Raw genomic sequence first — 18,945 nt, forward strand, 5'->3', positions numbered from 1 at the left:
TATTTTATTTCCGAAAAACAGCGCATACAGCCCTATCTGCCGCTGTACGCTTCCGGCTCTTTCATAGTACCACTTAGAGTATACTCCAAGTCAAGAAAAAAACAGCGCTTCGAACGAAAACTGGACAGGAGGCGATTTTTTGCTACAATAAAAAGGAAGAACGCATCGATTCCGGGAGGCAGCACAGACGGGGGAGCGCATGGAGCCGCATAACGACACGCATACCGTCCTCAGACGGTTTCAAAATTTCAGATACGGCCTGATTTTGCAGGGGGTGGCCGTCGGTGCTGCGGCGGGGCTGGTCTCTGTGCTGTTTCGCCTTGCGATCGAGTATGCGGATGAGTTTTTGGTTTTCATACTGGACGCGGGCAACAGGCAGGCCGTTTTCAAAGCAGCGTGGTTTGCCGCGCTTGCAGTCCTCGCGCTCCTTGTGGCACGGTTAGTAAAATGGGAGCCTATGATCAGCGGGAGCGGTATCCCGCAGGTGGAGGGAGAGCTGCACGGAGTGTTCAGCCAGAAATGGTGGCGGGTGCTGCTTGCAAAATTCGCGGGCGGCGTGCTCTCCATCGGCGCGGGCCTCTCGCTCGGAAGAGAAGGCCCCTCGGTACAGCTGGGCGCTATGGCGGGAAAAGGCTTTTCCCGTATCCTGAAGCGTATTAAGGTGGAGGAGAAGCTGCTCATGACCTGCGGCGCATCCGCAGGGCTTGCCGCGGCGTTCAACGCGCCGTTTGCGGGCGTCCTGTTTTCTCTGGAGGAGCTGCATAAAAACTTTTCCGTAGAGGTGCTGCTGTCTACGATGGCAGCCTCTGTGACTGCGGACTTTATTTCACGAAATGTATTCGGGCTCGCGCCGGTATTCAGCTTTGATATTTCGATGAATATCCCGCTCGAGCTGTATTGGGCGGTGCTCCTGCTCGGACTCATACTCGGTGCAGCGGGCGTGTTTTATAATTTTTGCATCAGAAAGTCACAGGAATTGTATGGAAAGGTCAGGCGGAAAGAGGTTCGTCTGCTGATACCGTTTCTGTGCGCCGGTTTTTTAGGTTTTACATTCCCGTCTGTGCTCGGCGGCGGGCATAAGCTGATCCCCATGCTTGCGGGCGGTGAATTTGCACTCGCAATGATCGCGGCAGTATTCGCGCTCAAATTTGTTTTTTCCATGGTGAGCTTTGGTTCGGGCGCGCCGGGAGGCATCTTCCTGCCGCTCTTAGTGCTGGGCGCGCTGCTCGGCGGCGCGGTGGGCACGCTGCTTGTGCAGGGGCTCGGCGTACCGCAGGCGCTTTTGCAGAATTTTATCGTTTTGGCAATGGCGGGTTTTTTTGCGGCGATCGTCCGCGCTCCGGTCACGGGTATCATTCTCATCTGCGAGATGACGGGCTCCTTCACACAGTTTTTATCGCTTACGCTCGTTTCGCTGACCGCCTATGTCGTTGCGGACCTTATGAGATCGAAGCCGGTCTATGAACAGCTTTTGGAACGGATGACCGCGGGCAGGAAACAAGAGGAAACAGCGGAGACGGATACGAAAATATTGCTCGAGATACCGGTCCATTTCGGTACGCCGATCTGCATGAAGAAGATCAGTCAGATCGAGTGGCCGGAAAGAAGCCTGATCGTAGCGGTGCGCCGGGGCAACCGGGAGATCATCCCCAAGGGGACGGTACGGGTTCGCCCGGGCGATCTCCTGATCGTACTGTGCAATGAAGAGGATTCCTTCCGCATTCACGAGAAGCTCGTGAAGCTGTGTCAGACCGTATAAAAAAACGGGCCGCGCCCTCCTGAGGCACGGCCCGTTGCCGCTGTGCGTTATTCGTGCTCCGGCTTTTCCGCTTTTGCGGCTTCGATCTGTTCCGCAAGCTCACGCACCGTTTGCTGCGCTTCCGCGATACGGGCAAACAGCGCTTCTATATCTGCGTCGATCGCGCGCTTTTGATATATGACCATACCCAGCTCGCGGTAATATCCGTCAAGCTCATTGCTGACCTGCGTCCTCTTCGCGCTCAATTTGGTCACATCCACCATTTCCTTTGATTTCGACGCCACCGTTTCGCCGAAAGACACGATGCTGTCCTTGGCCTTGCCGAGAAATCCTCCGAATTTCTCCATCGTTGATTTTTCCGTCATCACAAAACCTCCTTTTCCAAATTACGTTTTCCACCGCAAGCGGTTAAGCGTGCGCCTGCCCGTGGATCCAAGAGGCGATATCGCCGATCACCTGAGAGTCTACGGAAGCGGGCGCGTCATAGTCCCCGGCCGTACCCGTTCCGCCTGCCGGCATAAACAGATGGTTCAGGCCGGGATAGAGCTTGAACTGTACGTTTTCACGTCCGCCCAGCAGCTCCCGCCATGCTGTGAAGTCCTTCTCCGGGAACACCTGAAAATCCTCTTCTCCCTGCAGGAAAAGCATAGGAACATCAAGAGCCTGAGCGATACCGGGCGTGTCGATCTGGTTCAGTGTATACCAATAATTTTCCGTCGCATTGAGCACGATATCCGTTCCGCCCTCTTTTGCGCTGCGCGCCTGATCGATCAGCTTTTCAACGTTTTCAAGGGAAGCCTGCTTATCCTCTTCCGATACGCCGTCAAGAGAAGCGAGAGCCGCCTTGTTTTGATCGAGCATGATGTCTTCGAGGCTGCGCGGCGAGCCTGCGAGTGAAATCAGCCCGGCAAGGCCGGAATCCTGTACGATCTTAGGAGCAAGCATACCGCCGAGACTGTGTCCAAGCACATAGATATGCTCCGTATCGATCTCCGCTGTTTGCTTCAAAAGCTCTGCCGCAGCAGCAGCGTCATCCAGCACCTCGTATTGTATGGTAAGCTGCGCAAGGTCGGCGGGCTGGTCCGGGTACTGCGCCGTCCGTTTGTTATAGCGCAGGGAAGCGACACCCTGCTGTGCAAGGCCGCGCGCGATGTCCGCAAGCGGCTTGTTTGCGGCTGCTCCTGTCGTTTCGTCCATATCCTGCTGCCCGGAGCCCGCGATGAGAAGGACGGCAGGTGATTTTTCCGCACCTTTGGGCAGCGTTAGGATCCCTTCGAGAGGAGCGTCCTCACTGCCGACCGATACGACGCGCTCCTCATAAGCGTCCGTATTCTGGGGCTGTGCTTTTTTGGGAACATACGTCATCCATAACCCGGTCAGCTCATTTTTTCCATTATAGGTATAGCGCAGGAGAAGCCCCCTGTTCTCAAAGCTACACGAAACGTCCACGAGGGCAGCGGCGCCGCTTGCCGAAAAGGAAGACGCTTCCATGCTTTCAAATGCGCCGAGCGAAGGCGCGGTGCTTTCCCAGCCCTGCTTCAGAACGTCGGCATTCAGCACGGAAGCCACAGAGGGGGAAATGCCGGACGCTGCCGAGGCATAGTCGCCGTCTATGAGCGCCTGCGTATAAGCCTCGCTTTTTTCCATTAGGGCCTGCTCGTCGAAATGGACGGCTGCGCCGCAGCCCGACAGGCAGAAAACGGCCGCGAGCACCGCGGCCAGCCATTTTTTATTTTTCATTTTTGTCGCTCCCTGAATGATATTCACGGTTCAGCCGTTTCTTTTTCTCGCTGCCCTCCCGCAGCAGACTGCGCAAAGCGGCTTCGTCTTTTGCTGCGATCGCCTCCCGCAGCGCGCCGATGTTGCGCTGAAGCTCGTCGATCTCCTTTACGAGCTCGTCGCCGTTGAGGACGAAAAGCTCCGCCCACATGTTGGCGTCGAGCCTCGCCACGCGCGTAAGGTCCATAAAGCTCCCGGCTGAAAATCCGCTGAAATTCTGGGAAGCTTCGCTTTTGACGTATGCGTTGGAAACTACGTGGGCAAGCTGCGACGTATAGGCGATCACCTCGTCGTGCTTCTTTGCGCTGCACCGGGTGACGCGCGCAAACCCAAGCTCCTTTGCGAGCCCGGACAGCAGGCGCACGGCGTCCATATCCGTCGTCTCGTCCTCCGTGATAATGAAGCTCGCGCCGCAGAAAAGATCGGCGTCGCTGCTCGAAAAGCCGCTCGTTTCCTTTCCGGCCATGGGGTGCGTTCCCACATAGCGCAGTCCGCGTTCCTTAAGGGGCGCGGAGACCTTGCGTGCGATGAAACGCTTGACGCCCGAAATATCCGCGATCACTGCATGGCTCTTAAAATCCGTATTCAGCATGAAGGAGACGCAATCCCGCGGATAAAGACATACGAAAACGACATCGCAGTCCGAAACGTCGGTGTCGCTGTCGATGGCGCCTGCGGCGTATGCCGCCGCAAGGACTTCCTGATTGCGGTCCATGCCGCAAACGGAGTGCGCCGTATATTTTTTAATGGACCGGGCGAGAGAACCGCCGATGAGCCCAAGGCCCGCGATGCCGATCTTCATAAAATATCCTCCAAAGCAGAAAGAAGCGTATCCATTTCTTCCCGTGTGCCGATGGTGATACGCAGAAAATCACGGGTGCGCTTCCCGGAGAACCAGCGGACGAGCACGCCGCGTTTGCGCAAGGCCGCGAAGACATCTTCAGCAGAGGGGGAATCAAACCGCGCAAAGAGGAAATTCGCGGAGGAGGGCAGCACGGCGACGCCGAGCTTTTGCAGCTTGTCCGCCGTATAGGCGCGCGTTTCTATGATTTTTCCGGTCACCTCGCGGCAATATTCCACGTCGCGGATCGCCGCAGCGGCGCCTGCCTGTGCAAGCGCGTCGAGCGGATAGGAGTTGAAGCTGTCCTTTACCGTCCGCAGCGCGGCGGTCAGGTTTTCGTCTGCGATCACATAGCCCACGCGCAGACCCGCAAGACTGTGGGATTTGGAAAACGTCCGCACGACCGCAAGGTTAGGATACCGGTCCACAAGAGGGATGGCGGTCACATTCCCGAAAGCGGCGTATGCCTCGTCGACCACGGTGACGCCGTTTGTTTCCCGGATGATTTCTTCAACGCCGGAAAGGGGCAGCGCGATCCCGGTGGGAGCATTGGGGTTCGCAAAAACGGCGCCGCTTCCGCCGCACATTTTTTCTGCATCCACAGAATAATCCTCTTTCAGCGGGACCATCTCGAGCGGAACGTCGAAAAGCTCCGCCCATACGGGATAAAAGCTGTAGCCCACATCCGGCGTCTTTACCCTGCGGGAAGCGGAAACGCCCGGGAACCAGCTTCCTGCCTCCTCCGCTCCGTTTTGGAAAAATGCGGAGAAGCAAAGCGCAAGCGCCTCGTCGGACCCGTTCGCACAGAATACCTGCTGCGGCCGAACGCCGTGATACTCCGCGATCGCCTCACACAGGCGGGAAGCGTCCGGATCCGGATACAGGCGCAGACGTCCGGCGGCCTGCGAGACGGCCGCAGCCACCGCCGGGCTCGGCGGATAAGCGTTCTCGTTCGTGTTCAGCTTGACGAGCCGCTCTTTCGGCTGCTCGCCCGCAGTATAGGGCGTAAGGCTCTTCGCCTTTTTACTCCAAAATTCTTTCATTGCAAAACGACCTTTTCTTAAATTTATGTAAATTCAATATAATTCTACCATAACCGCCGCAAAATGTGTTAATATATGTTCTATGGAAAAACGAACAAGCGTTGAAGAGGAAAAAAGACGGTGCAGCTGGGCAGTGGATCGGCTGCTGCAGGATTATCATGATAATGAATACGGCAGGCTGAAAACAGATGACGCCGCTCTGTTTGAAAAGCTGTGCCTCGAAAGCTTTCAGGCCGGTTTATCGTGGCGCACGGTGCTTGCGAAGCGGGAGGCTTTCCGCGAAGCGTTTTCCGGCTTTGATATTGAACAATGCGCGGCGCTTGAGGATGCGTATCTCGAAACCCTTATGAACGACGAGCGGATCATCCGCAACCGCAGGAAGATTTTCGCGGTGCGGGAAAACGCGAAAGCAACGCTGCGGGTAATAGAAGAATTTGGAAGCTTCTTTAAATATATTTATTCCTTCAAAAAACCGGAAGCATTGCTCCGGTCACTCAAAAGCTACGGCTACGTCTTTGTAGGCCCTACGATGACGGAGGCCTTTATGCAGAGCGTCGGAATACTGGAAGCGCACGAGCCGGGGTGTTTTTTATATACCTCGCCTCTGGAAGGATAGCTAAAATATGCCTACAACGCTGACGCACAAGATCGCCGCGGACAATATCCTTGAAAAGCTCACGGATCCGCAGGCAAAAAAGATCATTACGGAAAACCTGCCCGCGTACTATTCTGGCTCGCAGGGCGGGGATATTTTTCTGCTCTATAAATTCTATTTCTTCCTGTGCGGCGCGAAAATGAAGATGCTCGGCTGGGCTTTGCACTATACGCGGCCGCAGCGCTTTTTCTGCGAGGGCGCGGAATATATCAAGGAACAGGGGAGCGATACGCTGAAAAGCTATTTTTACGGCTATATCACGCACTATTGCCTCGATATGTTCCTGCATCCGCACATCAACGCGGAAACAAAGCCAATGTCCAGTCATAATACGCTTGAGTGCGCGCTCGATATCCTTTACGCAAAGAAAAACGGGCTCGACGCTTACACGTTCGATAAGCAGGGCTTTGCGCGCGATACGGTCGTACCCGGCGGGGAAATAGATGTTTTCTATAAAAAGATGTCTTACCTGTTCCCCGGCCTTAAGGTGGACGACGCGCCGTATACCAAGGCGGCAAACTATTATGTATATTATAACGGCCTTGTGTCGCAGCCGGGACGGGCGGAGCTTTGGAAGCTCAGGCTGCTCAACGTGATTTCCCAGCTGAAGCTCAAAACAATGCTGTATCAGCCGATCGAAACCTATGAGGGGCTTTACGATTACGATTTTTATTTCGGCCTCATCGATACGGCGGTGGAATGGGCGGTGCGCCGCATCGAGCTCGTGGAGGCTTTTTTCGAAGGCCGCGCGGATATCACTCAGCTTCAGAGCGAATTTTATAACGTTTCCTTTCATGGAAAGGCCATCGTGCCGCAGGAGGAGCGCAAGCCTTTCAAGCGGCTGTATAAAAAAGCGCCTCTCGTGCACAGGAAAGAGCGGCCAAAAGAGGAAGCGGACATGCGCGACGCGAACTGCAGAATTTAAAGAGCTGCCGCCGGGAGTACCCGGGGCGGCTTTTTTTGATCATGCTGCCGGGGCCTCTTTGTCTGTAAAATAAAAAGCTGCTCCGGTTTCAGGAGCAGCCTGCTGCTGTTTTTTATGCCGTATGCTTTCCCCGCCGTGTTCCCGGTGCGGTGAATTTATACTGTGCGATCATGCCTGCGATCGCAAAGACGACTACGGGCAGGATCATGACCCATGCCGGAGTCTGATGGAATACGCTCGCTGAATCAAGTGTCTGTTTATAATTACCGAGCGTCACAATGGAAAGTACGCTGCTGTTGGAAAGCAGCCCGATGATGATGCCGACCGTGCTCACAAGGGTGTATGCGCCGTAAATCGCGGAAAAAATAATGATGAAATGCCTGCGGGACGCGAGCGTGATCACGCCGAGCACGACGAACAGGCCGAGACCGATGATAAACAGAGTAACGGGCTCCATGCCGGCAAAGGTAGCCGGGGACGCCGCCTTGAGAAAATCGAAGATCATCAGGCCGATGAGGCCGCCCACGATAAAGATCGCAAACTTTACGAAGAAGAACGCGAGCAGCGCAAATACGATGCCGATAATGAGGCTCACGAGCCACAGCCAGTCCGCGACTGCAGGAACGTAGGTGCCGAGATAGGTATAGGAATAATATGCGCCCATGAAGAATGCATACAAAAATAAGATGACTTTCAGATATTTATAGCCCCAGAAGCAATACAGGATACCCAATATGAGCATAACAAGAAGTATGATGATGGGAATGATTCCGGACATAACGCTCTCCTTACAGGATTTTTTCTCATTATTATAATTATAGACGTGGAACAGAACAAATGCAAATCAGCAGATGAAACGTAATAAAATGTTAAGAAGCGGCGTTTTTGACCGGCAGATGTGTAATTTTGTGAAAAAAATATTTATGCTTTTGCAGAAAAAATCATTGTGCTATAATAAAGCTTGTTGGTAAAACGCGGAAAAAACCGCGTATCAGGGCATTCGGAGGGTAAGCTATGAGCCTGACATTTGCGGGCGGGATCCACCCGCTCCGCCATTTATATGAAGGAAAAAAACTGACGGAAAAATGTGCGATCGAGGAAATGCCGGCAGGGCATGTCGTGAAGATCCCGCTTTCGCAGCATATCGGTGCACCCGCGAAGCCGATCGTAAAAACGGGGGACCGTGTGCTCATGGGGCAGAAGATCGCGGAAGCACAGGGTTTTGTGAGCGTTCCCGTACATGCGAGCGTATCTGGTGTGGTCACGGCGATCACTGAAATACCGGGCATAAGCGGACATCCGGTGCAGGCGGTGGTGATCGAGAATGACGGGAAAGACGAGAGCGCCTATGAAGCGCCTCAGAATATCGAAGCGCTTTCGCGGGAGGAGATCATCGAATGCATCCGGGACGCGGGCAACGTAGGCATGGGCGGCGCAACATTCCCGACGCATGTGAAGCTTTCGCCGCCGGAGGGAAAAAATATCAATTTGCTGCTCCTGAACGGCGCGGAATGCGAACCGTTTTTAACGTCCGATTATCGGCTGATGGTCGAATGCCCCAAGCGTGTGCTTGCGGGCGTCAAGCTGCTCATGCGTGCGCTGGACGTAAAAAAAGCGATCATCGGCATTGAGGATAACAAGCCGGAGGCGATCGAAAAGATGACGGCAGCGATCGATACGCATGCCATACGTGTAGTGCCGGTGCAGACGAAATATCCGCAGGGTTCGGAAAAACAGCTCATCAACGCGATCACAGGGCGCGTCGTTCCCGCAGGCGGCCTGCCGATGGATGCGGGCGTGGTCGTGGTGAACATTGCGTCCGCTAAGGCGATCGCCGACGCATTCTTTGCGGGAGAGCCGCTGATCCGGCGTGTTGTTACTGTTTCGGGCGCGGTAGCGCAGCCCAAAAACCTACTCGTCCGCTTTGGCGTAAGCGCACAGGAGGTGCTCGATTATGTGGGAGGCTTTTCGACAGAGCCTCTTAAGATCATATCCGGCGGACCGATGATGGGGCTGCCCCTTCCGACGCTGGAATGCGTGGTAACCAAAGGCTTTTCCGGCCTCATTGTTCTGGACGGCGAGTATACGAAGAAGCAAAAGGAGACCAATTGCATCAAATGCGGAAAATGCGCGGAGGTGTGTCCCATGCATCTGATGCCGATGATGATATCGGCATCGGCTGCACATGAGGATTTTGAACGCGCACAGGAATATCATGCCATGGACTGCATGAGCTGCGGCTGCTGCAGTTATATCTGTCCGGCCAAGAAGCCGATTGCCCAGAATATCAAATTCGCAAAGGATATGATCGCGGCAAAGAGAATGGCCGAACGGGCGGCGCAGGCCGCAAGGGAAGCGGAACAAAAGAAGGAAGAATAGAGAGGAAAGGCTTATGCAACGAGAGTTGATTCTGTCCGGGTCGCCGCACATAAAATCACAGCAAAGCACCTCGCGCATCATGCTCGATGTCATCATCGCACTGATCCCCGCGTGTATTGCCGCTGTATATTTTTTCGGCGCGGGCTGCCTCATGACGATCGCGCTGTGCATCGGAAGCGCGGTCGGCTGTGAAGCTGCGGTGCAGTTTTTCACAAAAAAAGAAGTTACGGTAAGCGATCTGTCCGCCGTGGTGACGGGCCTGCTGCTTGCGCTCAACCTTCCGCCGAACGTACCGTGGTATCTTCCGGTGTGCGGCAGTGCGTTCGCTATTATTATCGTCAAGCAGTGCTTCGGAGGCCTCGGGCACAATTTCATGAATCCGGCGCTTGCAGGGCGGTGTTTTTTGCTCATTTCATGGCCGGTGGCCATGACGACGTTTGTCGCGCCGTTCGCGGGCGTGGACGCGGTCGCGTCGGCGACACCGCTCGGCGTTTTAAAAGAGGGGGGCGACGCGCTCCCCGGCCTGTGGGACATGTTTATCGGCAATGTGGGAGGCAGTATAGGGGAAACGAGCGTGCTTGCACTTTTGATCGGCGGAGCCTATCTGCTCATACGCCGGGTAATCTCGTGGCGTATCCCGTGCGCGTATCTTGGAACGGTCGCGCTTATCACGCTCCTCACGGGACAGCCGGGTATGATTTTGTTTGAGCTTTTTGCGGGCGGGCTGATGCTCGGCGCGTTTTTCATGGCGACGGATTATGTTTCTTCACCATCCGCGCCAAAGGCGCAGCTGGTGTTTGGCATCGGCTGCGGCGTAGTCACGATGGTCGTACGCCTATGGGGCGGCTATCCGGAGGGCGTATCGTTCTCGATCCTTTTCATGAATCTGTTGACGCCTCTGCTGGATAAGGCGCTTCGCCCGAAAGTGTTTGGGGAGGTGAAGCAGGCCCATGAATAAGGTAAATCAGGACAGCATACTGAATCTTGTGCTGCGCCTTGCGATCATCACCGTATGTGCGGGGCTGATTCTCGGTGTGGTCTATGCGGTCACAAAAGGGCCAATCGAAGAAAATGAAGCCGCAAAAGCGACGGAGGCGCGGCAGGGCGTTCTTGCAGCTGCGGAGGAGTTTACGCAGGTAGCGCTCGACGGCATCGATTACGACCGTGAAAAATATGCGGATATTCAGGAGGTCTATGAAGGGACCGCCGGCGGACAAGCGGTAGGGTACACCTATTCCGTCGTTACAAAGGGATATAAGGCTGGGCTTACGCTCACGATCGGCATCGCGACGGATGGCAGCGTAACGGGCGTGGAGATCACCGCGCACGATGAAACGCCGGGGCTCGGCGCGAATGCGGACGATCCGGAGTGGCTGAGCCAGTTTGCAGGAACGACAGGGGAACTGACGGTGTCCAAATCGTCTGCCGGGGCGGAAAATGAAATACAGGCCCTGACCGGCGCGACGATTACGAGCCGCGCTGTGACGAACGCGGTGAATCTGGCGCGTTCGTTCGGCGAACAATATCTTGGGGAAGGAGCGTGACGGGAATGGATAAGAAGATGATGAAAGGCGTGTTTTTGAACGGCGTCTTTAACGAAAACCCAACGTTCCGGCTGGTGCTCGGCATGTGCCCGACGATCGCGGTCACGACTTCGGCTACGAATGCGGTCGGCATGGGCGCGGCGGTCATTTTTGTGCTGACCTGCTCGAATGTGCTCATTTCCCTGCTGCGGAATTTTATTCCGGACAAGGTGAGGATACCGTGCTATGTCGTAGTGATCGCAATGTTCGTAACGGTGGTGCAGATGGTGCTTCAGGCGTTCATACCGTCCCTCTATGAATCATTGGGATTGTTCCTTCCGTTGATCGTTGTGAACTGCATCATTTTAGCGCGCGCGGAGGCGTTTGCCGCGAAAAACAGCGTGCTTCCCTCCATGATGGACGGCATAGGCATCGGCGTCGGTTTCACGGCGGCGCTCACGATGATCGCTGTTGTCCGCGAGCTGCTTGGGAACGGTACACTGTTCGGACTTCCGGTGTTTGGCGCGGATTATCCGCCGGCCCTTATGTTCATTCTGGCGCCGGGCGGCTTTCTTGTGCTTGCGCTCCTGCTTGCGCTCATCAATAAGATAGTGCTGCAGCGGGAAAAGAATAAAGAGGAAAAAGCCAGAAAAGAGCCTGTACAGGCAGAGGAGGTGCATGAATAATGGATACTTTTATTCGCATCCTCACGATTCTGCTGAGCTCGATTCTGGTCAATAACTTCGTACTTTCCCGGATACTCGGCATCTGTCCGTTCCTCGGTGTTTCCAAAAAGGTGGAAACGGCCGTCGGCATGGGCATGGCGGTCACGTTTGTCATGGCGATGGCATCGCTTATCACATGGCTGGTACAGTATTTTATTCTGGTGCCGCTGGGCGTGGAATATATGCAGACGATCGCTTTTATCCTTGTGATTGCAGCGCTCGTGCAGCTTGTGGAAATGATGCTGCAAAAGACGAGCCCCGGGCTGTATCAGAGCCTTGGCGTTTATCTGCCCCTTATCACCACAAACTGCGCGGTGCTCGGCGTTGCCATTCTGAACATCACGGAGCAATATAACCTTGTGGAATCCCTCGTGAACGGTGTAGGCGGTGCGCTCGGCTTTACGCTCGCCATCGTGCTGTTTGCGGGCATACGTGAACGGCTTGAGCTCTCAGCCATCCCAAAGCCCTTTCAGGGCTTCCCGATCGCTCTTATAACAGCATCGCTGATGAGCGTAGCGTTCATGGGCTTTTCCGGGCTGGTGTAAGGATATAGAATGCCGTAAAACGGCTTGGAGCTCTGCGTGCGCCGTATGGACGTATCCGGGCGCGGAGGCAGCGGCGGCGCTAATAAAAGATCAAGAGGAAAATCTATTATGTTTGAACCAATTATCTGGTCTGTTATCGTATTAGGAGGTCTTGGAGCGGCGTTTGGCGTCATGCTGGGCGTAGCGGCCAAAAAATTTGCAGTCAAAAAGGATGAACGCGCGGTCGCGGTACGGGAGAATCTTCCGGGTGCGAACTGCGGCGGCTGTGGATATCCCGGCTGCGACGGGCTTGCAGACGCACTCGTGGCGGGAAAAGCGGAGGTGTCTGCCTGCGCGGTCGTATCGCAGGAAAATGCGAAAAAGATCGGCGAGATCCTTGGGATATCGGTAGGAGAGCTCGTTCCCAAGGTAGCGCGCATCATGTGCCTTGGAAGCGAGGGGCACTGTAAAAATAAATTTGAATACGACGGCGCGCTTGACTGCCGCGCAGCCTACGCGATCGCGGGCGGCTTCCGCGCCTGTAAGTTTGCCTGCCTCGGGCTCGGCACCTGCGCGAAGGTATGTAAATTCGATGCGATCACGATGGGGCCGGACGGCATCGCCTTCATCGACGAAAATAAATGCACGGGCTGCGGGCGGTGTGTGGAGCAATGTCCGCAAAGCTCTATTGCCGTGCTGCCCAAAAACGTGGATGTATATGTGGGCTGTACCAATACGGGGCGCGGCCGGGAAGTAATGGAAAACTGCAGCGCGGGCTGCATCGGGTGCGGAAAATGTGCGAATCTCTGCCCGTTTGGCGCGATCACGATGGAAAACAATCTCCCGGTGATCGATCCTGAAAAATGCCGCAGCTGTTGGCTGTGCGTGGAGCAATGCCCGCGGAAATGTATCCTGACGACAAAATCCGATATGCGGGCAAAAATCAACCCGCAGAAATGCGTCGGGTGTCATCTGTGCGCAAAGGCATGTCCGTTCGGGGCAATTGAGGGCGAACTCAAGATGACGCATAAAATCACAGATATCTGCCGGGGCTGCGGCCTTTGCGAGGAAGCCTGCAAGCTGGGCGCCATCACGATGGTGCCGAAGTCATGATACTCGCCTCAGCTTCACCGCGCCGGAAAGAGCTGCTTTCGCTGATCACTGCGGATTTTCGGGTCGTGATATCGGGCACGGACGAAACATGTGCTGTAAAGGACCCGCGCAGTCTGGTGCGCCTTCTTGCGGAAAGGAAGGCGTACAGCGTTGCAGAGAAATATCCCGGAGAAACAGTGATCGGTGCGGATACGGTCGTGGAAGCGGACGGAGAAGTGTTCGGCAAGCCAAAGGACGAAGCGGACGCCCGGCGGATGCTCGGCAGGCTGTCAGGCTGCACACATTTTGTACATACGGGCGTGTGCGTCGTGCGCGGGGAAAAGCACCTTGCAAAAACGTTTACGACAAAGGTCCGGTTCCGGAAGCTTGCGGACGGGGAGATCGATTTGTACCTGAAGCAGGAAGACGTGACGGACAAGGCGGGCGCGTATGCGATCCAAGGCCCTGCTGCAAAATTTGTGGAGGGGATAGACGGCTGCTTTTTCAACGTGGTCGGTCTGCCCGTATCGGGCCTGTATGGAATGCTGCAGGAGCTTGAAGGATAGTATAAGAGTGGAAATAGAACGTCTGTTCGCATGCTGCGCACAGGCGTTTCCTGTCAGCCTGTTTTTGTCGGGCCGCCGAAAAAGCGAATGGCAGTCAAAAAAATAAGAGAACGGCAAAGCCGCAGTGTATACAGCTCTGCGGCTTTTTTCTTTTCAGGAACGAGGCCCGGCCTGTACTTTTGATGACTTTTTTTACCGAAAAATGATATCCTGCAAAGATAAAAGTTCTTACAGGAGGTTGTTTATGAAAACGTATGGATACGCGCGGGTATCGACGCGCGAGCAGAATGAAGACAGGCAGCTGATCGCGCTTTCCGGTTTCCCGGTGGCAAGGAAGAACATCTTTCTCGACAAACTGAGCGGCAAGGATTTCAATCGCCCGCAATACAGACGGATGCTGCGCAGGCTGAAAGAGGGCGACCTGCTGGTCGTCCATTCGATCGACAGGCTGGGCAGGAATTATGATGAGATCATCGCTCAATGGCGCATCATCACCAAGGAAAAAAAGGCGCAGGTCGTTGTGCTGGATATGCCGCTTCTCGATACGCGGCAGGGACGGGACCTCACCGGAACGCTGATCGCGGATATCGTCCTGCAGCTTCTTTCCTATGTTGCGCAAAAAGAGCGTGAGAACATCCATCAGCGGCAGGCGGAGGGGATCGCGGCTGCAAAGCTGCGCGGCGTACGGTTCGGACGGCCGAGCAAGGCGATACCGGAGGGCTTTGGAGAAGTATTCATGCTGTGGCGAAAAGAAAAGATCAGCGGCAGGGAAGCCGCACGGCGTCTGGGCGTTACGCACAACACCTTTTTTAAATGGGCGCGGCAAAGCGGGGAGGAGCGTTGAACGGCGCGCACTTATATTTCGGAATTGTTACAAAAAGTTTACCTGCCAATATGACAAACAGGCCAGATCTATGATATAATTGAACAAATTATCTGTGTGCGGACGCGTCTGCGGCGGAATCGCGGCCGCGCCCGGCAGCGAGAAAGGCAGACTGGTCGTGAACATATTCAGGAACAAACCGCTGATCGTAACGGTCGTCATCATCATCGTCCTTATTTTCCTGCTCGTAGCGGGAAACGGCAGCGGAACGCTTTCGCAGAGCGCAGGACAGGCAGGCACTGTTTTTGCGCCGGTGCAGAATTTTTTCTATCAGATATCGTCGAACATCGGCGGCTTTTTCGATGGGCTCGTAAATCAGGATGAGCGGGCGCAGGAGAATGAGGAGCTCCAGAACGAGCTGGAAGTGTTCAAAAGCAAATCCCGTGAATATGAAGAACTGAAAAAAGAAAATGAACGGCTTGCAGAGCTTCTGGAGTATAAACAGGAAAATACAGATCAAGAGCTCGCCCTTGCGCGTATTACCGGAAAAAATCCGGGGAACTGGTTCGATGTGTTTACCATCGATCTCGGCCGTGCGGACGGGATCAAGGAAAATATGCCCGTCATTACGGCGGACGGCCTCGTGGGTCGCATCGAAGAGGTAGGGCTTTATTCCTCGAAGGTCATGGCGATCATTGATTCGCGCAGCAGCGTTTCGTCCATCATGGAGCGGTCCCGGGAGGAAGCGGTCGTAAAGGGAGCCGTTTCCAGCAATTCACTGGACGATTCCCTGTATATCTCTTTCCTGCCGCTCAACGCAGATATCACGGTGGGAGATAAGATCATCACCTCCGGGTACGACGGTATCTATCCCAAAGGCTTCCTGATCGGGGAGGTCGCAGAATCTTCCAATACGGAGACGGAGGGAAAGAATGTCCAGATCGAACCGGCGGTCGATTTCCGCAGGCTGGAGGAAGTGTTTGTAGTCAAATCCGTCGGCGGAGAGGAAACGGGAACGGTATCCGCGGCAAACGAAGTGATCGGGGATTCCGCTACGGTAGGAGAGGCGGCGCAGCCGTCGCCGTCCTCGCAGCCCGCCGGGACGCAGGAGTAGGCCATGAGATATGTCGTTTTGATCGTAATGGGGATATTGAGCGCGCTTTTGTCCGGCACGGCATTCAGTACGTCCTTTGACGTCGCGGGGCTCGGCATACAGATCGACCTTGTTATGCTCTTTACGCTCGGGCTCGTTCTGGTAGAAAAGAATATCGCGCCTATCGTTTTTGCCGCGCTCACCGGGCTGCTGATGGATATCCTGTTTTCTACGACGCTCGGGATCTATGCGCTTTCCTATACGGTCGCAGCGGCGGCGGCAAGCGTGGCGGTGCACCGGCTTGAAAAATTCAATTTTCTGCATATCTTTGCAGTGGGCATGGGTGGATATATTGTGAAAGAGCTCATGATGGCGCTGATCGTGTTCGCACAGGGGGCGCGGCAGTTTGAGATGGGGACGATCCTCCTGAAAGATACGCTGCCGTCGGCTGCGGTATGCGGCGCCCTGCTTCTTTTAGTCTATTTACTGATTTCGCTTCTATATCGGAACGCGTGGATGCGTCCGCGCGCAGCGGCTCATTTTATGGACGAGCTTTGAATGAGGAAAAGACAGGATGTTTAAAAAGTTAAAAAACAGATTTTTTGTTTTGATGGCGGTCGTGCTCGTCGCCTTTATCGCGCTTGGAGCGGGGCTTGGAAACCTTACGCTGACGCAGGGCGGCGAGCTTTCCACGCTGTCTGAAGACAGAAAGGTAAGAGAGCTGACGCTCAAGGGAACGCGCGGACAGATCACCGACGTGACGGGGATACCGCTGGCGTACGACGAGAGCAGCTATGATATTGAATTTCTGCGCGATCCGTCGCGCAACAGCACGACGGATAAAGCGCATTATACGGAGGTGCTCTCCCGGGCGATCGCGCTCATCGAGGAGAGCGGCGGCACGACCATCGATACCTTTAATATCGTGCGCAACGAGGACGGAACGTTTTCGTTTGACTTTGGCGTGACAGATCCGGAGGCAGTCAAAGCGCGCGAGGAAAACTGGCGCAAGAATATGTATGTGTCCGCGACTTCGCCGCCGGATGTGTTGTACCGCGATCTGCGCACGCGTTACCGTATTCCCGAGGAATATACCTACGAGCAGGCACGCAAGCTCCTTTCCATCTGGCAGGAGGTGCAGCTTTCCTCCTATCTTGCCTATGTTCCGGTCACAATCAGCGAGGATGTGAGTATGGATACGGTCGCGCTCATCGAGGGCCAGTCGGATACGCTCGACGGTATACAGGTGGGAGAAAGCTCTGTGCGCGTCTATCCCAAGGACGACGTGGCGGCGCATATCGTCGGTTATCTCGGCAAGATGACCGATGAAGATACGCTGGAAGAGTATGAAGACAAGGGCTATTCGCGGGATGACCTGATCGGCGCAGCCGGCATCGAGAGCACGATGGAGCAGTACCTCACGGGCAACTCCACGGAAAAGCAGGGCCAGCGGGTGGTGGAGGTCAACAGCAGCGGCAAGGTCATCAGCGAGCGGTCGTATACGGAACCGACGGACGGCTACAACGTGCGCCTTACGATCGATCTGCAGCTTCAGCAGATCGCGGAGGAAGCGCTCAAAAATAATATCGATCAGGTCTATCAGGAGCAGGTGGAGCAATATAATACCGCAAAGCCGGAGGACTACGACCAAAACGAGGACGTACAGGCTGTGCTCGAGAGCCGCGAAGGGAATTCTACGCTGGAGAAAATGAACCTTGCGAAATCCGGCGCGGCGGTGGTGCTCGATGTGGATACGGGCCGGGTGCTCGCGATGGCGAGCTATCCGTCCTATGACGCGAACATTTTTACGGGCGGCATATCGGAGGAAAATATGCAGAAGCTGAACGATGACCCCGCCCGGCCGCTCTTCAACAACGCCATCTCCTCCAAGGCGATCCCCGGCTCCATCTTCAAAATGGTCACGGGCATGGCGGGCCTTGAGGAAGGGGCGATCACGACTGGAACGACGATCGACGACGAGGGCGAATATCCGCTGGACGAGAAAAAGCGGGAGGGCGAGCAGATCGTCGGGCATATCCCGGCCTGCTGGGCCTACCCGGACGGCGGCTGGCAGACCCACGTGGATCAGACGATCGTGGAAGGCCTCGAGAACAGCTGCAACTATTTCTTCTATGAAGTGGCGAACAGGCTTGTGCAGACGACGGGCAGCACGGATACGCTTTCCAAGTGGGGCGAGCAGTTCGGTCTCACCACCTCTACGGGCATCGAGCTGACGGGCGAGGTGATCGGTCAGGTCGGGAACCAGAGTGTGCTGTACGACCCGACCCTGCCTATTTCTACGACCAATTCAGAGGGCGTGGAGGTCACGGCGCAGAAAACGTCTCTGCCTTTGCTCGTGCGCAATACCCTGATGAATGACCTGCGCGGCTATGGGCAGTCTATGAATATCGAATATACGGACGAGCAGCTGAGGAAAACGGCGGAGCGGCTCATCGAGGCGGCGGGCAAGGACCTGACGGACTATGAGATCGGCCCGGAGATAAGAGATATCCTATATGAAGAGCTTCAGATCACAAGCGCGGTAGCCGACAGGAACGGTTGGGTCATCGATATCAACAGCCGCCTTTCCGAGCTGCGGTGGAACACCCGCCGTACGGTGGAAACGGGTATCGGCTCGGGCACGACGGCAGTCACCCCCATTGCGGTAGCCCGCTATATCGCGGCGCTGGTGAACGGCGGAGACGTCTATGAAACGCACATCGTGGACAGCATCGTGGATAACGACGGAAACATCATCGAACAGCAGGAACCGGTGGTGTTCAACCACATAGACGCGCCGCAGGAATATTTCGACGCGATCAAGGAGGGCATGACCAAGGTGGTCGCGGAGGAAGCGAGCACGGCGAGCACGGCATTCGACGGTTGGAAATATCAGGATGAGATCATCGGGAAAACCGGCACGGGCACCGTCTCGGCGATCGACCTTGAAAACAACGCGTGGTTCGTAGCCTGCGCGCCGAAGGATGATCCGGAGATCGCAGTGGTCATTTATATCCCGAACGGGATCGGCGGCTCGCACGCCATCCCGGCGGCAAAGGACATCATCGAATATTATCTCGACGGAAAAACGGAAGAAACGGGAACGGAGCTTCCGTCCACAAATACGCTAATCCCGTAGGGGAGCGGTAAATTGGAATTTGCGTACGGCCACGGAATCCTGTATAATGTATTTTGTGGCCGTATGCAGTTTTGCGCAC

Annotated in this window: 19 protein-coding genes; 14 read left to right on the forward strand and 5 right to left on the reverse strand. The window is 55.3% G+C overall.

Going from position 1 to position 18,945, the window contains the following annotated elements; genetic code table 11:
- Positions 1-199: 199 nt before the first annotated feature.
- A complete protein-coding gene (locus tag PUP29_RS10085) occupies positions 200-1,759 on the forward strand; it encodes a ClC family H(+)/Cl(-) exchange transporter (protein WP_079546044.1) in 1,560 nt (519 codons plus the stop codon).
- 47 nt (positions 1,760-1,806) lie between these two features.
- Here the strand turns inward: PUP29_RS10085 and PUP29_RS10090 are convergent, their stop codons facing one another.
- Genes PUP29_RS10090 through hisC form a run of 4 tightly spaced genes read right to left on the reverse strand, consistent with a single transcriptional unit; the run spans position 1,807 to position 5,422 of the window.
- Positions 1,807-2,124 carry a hypothetical protein gene (locus tag PUP29_RS10090; RefSeq protein WP_079546043.1) on the reverse strand — a complete coding sequence of 106 codons (318 nt, stop codon included), beginning with the start codon at positions 2,122-2,124 and terminating at the stop codon, positions 1,807-1,809.
- 43 nt (positions 2,125-2,167) lie between these two features.
- Complete coding sequence (locus tag PUP29_RS10095) at positions 2,168-3,499, reverse strand: alpha/beta hydrolase (RefSeq protein WP_353423206.1); 1,332 nt, start codon at positions 3,497-3,499, stop codon at positions 2,168-2,170.
- Positions 3,489-4,340: a prephenate dehydrogenase gene (locus PUP29_RS10100; protein ID WP_079546041.1), complete on the reverse strand. Its 852-nt coding sequence runs from the start codon at positions 4,338-4,340 to the stop codon at positions 3,489-3,491. Before PUP29_RS10100 ends, PUP29_RS10095 begins: the two co-directional genes overlap by 11 nt.
- Complete coding sequence (gene hisC / locus PUP29_RS10105; RefSeq protein ID WP_079546040.1) at positions 4,337-5,422, reverse strand: histidinol-phosphate transaminase; 1,086 nt, start codon at positions 5,420-5,422, stop codon at positions 4,337-4,339. The genes PUP29_RS10100 and hisC overlap by 4 nt, the downstream gene beginning before the upstream one ends.
- Positions 5,423-5,504: 82 nt before the next feature.
- Between hisC and PUP29_RS10110 the strand changes: the two genes are divergently transcribed.
- On the forward strand, positions 5,505-6,038 hold the full coding sequence (locus PUP29_RS10110) for a DNA-3-methyladenine glycosylase I (protein ID WP_079546039.1): 534 nt from the start codon (positions 5,505-5,507) through the stop codon (positions 6,036-6,038).
- Positions 6,039-6,045: 7 nt separating this feature from the next.
- Entirely contained in the window at positions 6,046-7,002 is a 957-nt protein-coding gene (locus tag PUP29_RS10115; protein ID WP_079546038.1) for a zinc dependent phospholipase C family protein, read from the forward strand.
- Between the two features lie 112 nt (positions 7,003-7,114).
- Here the strand turns inward: PUP29_RS10115 and PUP29_RS10120 are convergent, their stop codons facing one another.
- On the reverse strand, positions 7,115-7,780 hold the full coding sequence (locus PUP29_RS10120) for a TM7S3/TM198-like domain-containing protein (RefSeq protein WP_353423207.1): 666 nt from the start codon (positions 7,778-7,780) through the stop codon (positions 7,115-7,117).
- A gap of 236 nt (positions 7,781-8,016) precedes the next feature.
- Here PUP29_RS10120 and rsxC point away from each other — a divergent pair, with 236 nt between their 5' ends.
- The 11 genes from rsxC (at position 8,017) to PUP29_RS10175 (ending at position 18,866) form a co-directional block, all read left to right on the forward strand.
- Entirely contained in the window at positions 8,017-9,381 is a 1,365-nt protein-coding gene (gene rsxC / locus PUP29_RS10125) for an electron transport complex subunit RsxC (protein ID WP_079546036.1), read from the forward strand.
- A gap of 13 nt (positions 9,382-9,394) precedes the next feature.
- Positions 9,395-10,339 (forward strand): RnfABCDGE type electron transport complex subunit D, encoded by a 945-nt coding sequence (locus PUP29_RS10130; RefSeq protein ID WP_079546035.1) that lies wholly within the window; start codon positions 9,395-9,397, stop codon positions 10,337-10,339.
- Entirely contained in the window at positions 10,332-10,925 is a 594-nt protein-coding gene (locus tag PUP29_RS10135; RefSeq protein WP_353423209.1) for an RnfABCDGE type electron transport complex subunit G, read from the forward strand. Before PUP29_RS10130 ends, PUP29_RS10135 begins: the two co-directional genes overlap by 8 nt.
- 5 nt (positions 10,926-10,930) lie before the next feature.
- Complete coding sequence (locus PUP29_RS10140; RefSeq protein WP_353423210.1) at positions 10,931-11,590, forward strand: electron transport complex subunit E; 660 nt, start codon at positions 10,931-10,933, stop codon at positions 11,588-11,590.
- Positions 11,590-12,174 carry an electron transport complex subunit RsxA gene (rsxA, locus tag PUP29_RS10145; RefSeq protein ID WP_079546033.1) on the forward strand — a complete coding sequence of 195 codons (585 nt, stop codon included), beginning with the start codon at positions 11,590-11,592 and terminating at the stop codon, positions 12,172-12,174. Before PUP29_RS10140 ends, rsxA begins: the two co-directional genes overlap by 1 nt.
- A gap of 108 nt (positions 12,175-12,282) precedes the next feature.
- On the forward strand, positions 12,283-13,266 hold the full coding sequence (locus PUP29_RS10150) for a 4Fe-4S binding protein (RefSeq protein WP_079547786.1): 984 nt from the start codon (positions 12,283-12,285) through the stop codon (positions 13,264-13,266).
- Positions 13,263-13,811, forward strand: coding sequence for a Maf family protein (locus PUP29_RS10155; protein ID WP_079546032.1), 549 nt, complete (start codon positions 13,263-13,265; stop codon positions 13,809-13,811). Before PUP29_RS10150 ends, PUP29_RS10155 begins: the two co-directional genes overlap by 4 nt.
- 244 nt (positions 13,812-14,055) lie before the next feature.
- A complete protein-coding gene (locus tag PUP29_RS10160; protein ID WP_079546030.1) occupies positions 14,056-14,655 on the forward strand; it encodes a recombinase family protein in 600 nt (199 codons plus the stop codon).
- A 79-nt stretch (positions 14,656-14,734) separates the two neighbouring features.
- Positions 14,735-15,748, forward strand: a complete 1,014-nt coding sequence (mreC, locus tag PUP29_RS10165) for a rod shape-determining protein MreC (RefSeq protein WP_079546029.1) — start codon at positions 14,735-14,737, stop codon at positions 15,746-15,748.
- Positions 15,749-15,751: 3 nt separating this feature from the next.
- A complete protein-coding gene (gene mreD, locus PUP29_RS10170; RefSeq protein WP_079546028.1) occupies positions 15,752-16,285 on the forward strand; it encodes a rod shape-determining protein MreD in 534 nt (177 codons plus the stop codon).
- Between the two features lie 16 nt (positions 16,286-16,301).
- On the forward strand, positions 16,302-18,866 hold the full coding sequence (locus tag PUP29_RS10175) for a penicillin-binding transpeptidase domain-containing protein (RefSeq protein ID WP_079546027.1): 2,565 nt from the start codon (positions 16,302-16,304) through the stop codon (positions 18,864-18,866).
- Positions 18,867-18,945 lie beyond the last annotated feature (79 nt).

The organism is Christensenella massiliensis (genome assembly GCF_040409835.1).
GTDB classification, from domain to species: domain Bacteria; phylum Bacillota; class Clostridia; order Christensenellales; family Christensenellaceae; genus Christensenella; species Christensenella massiliensis.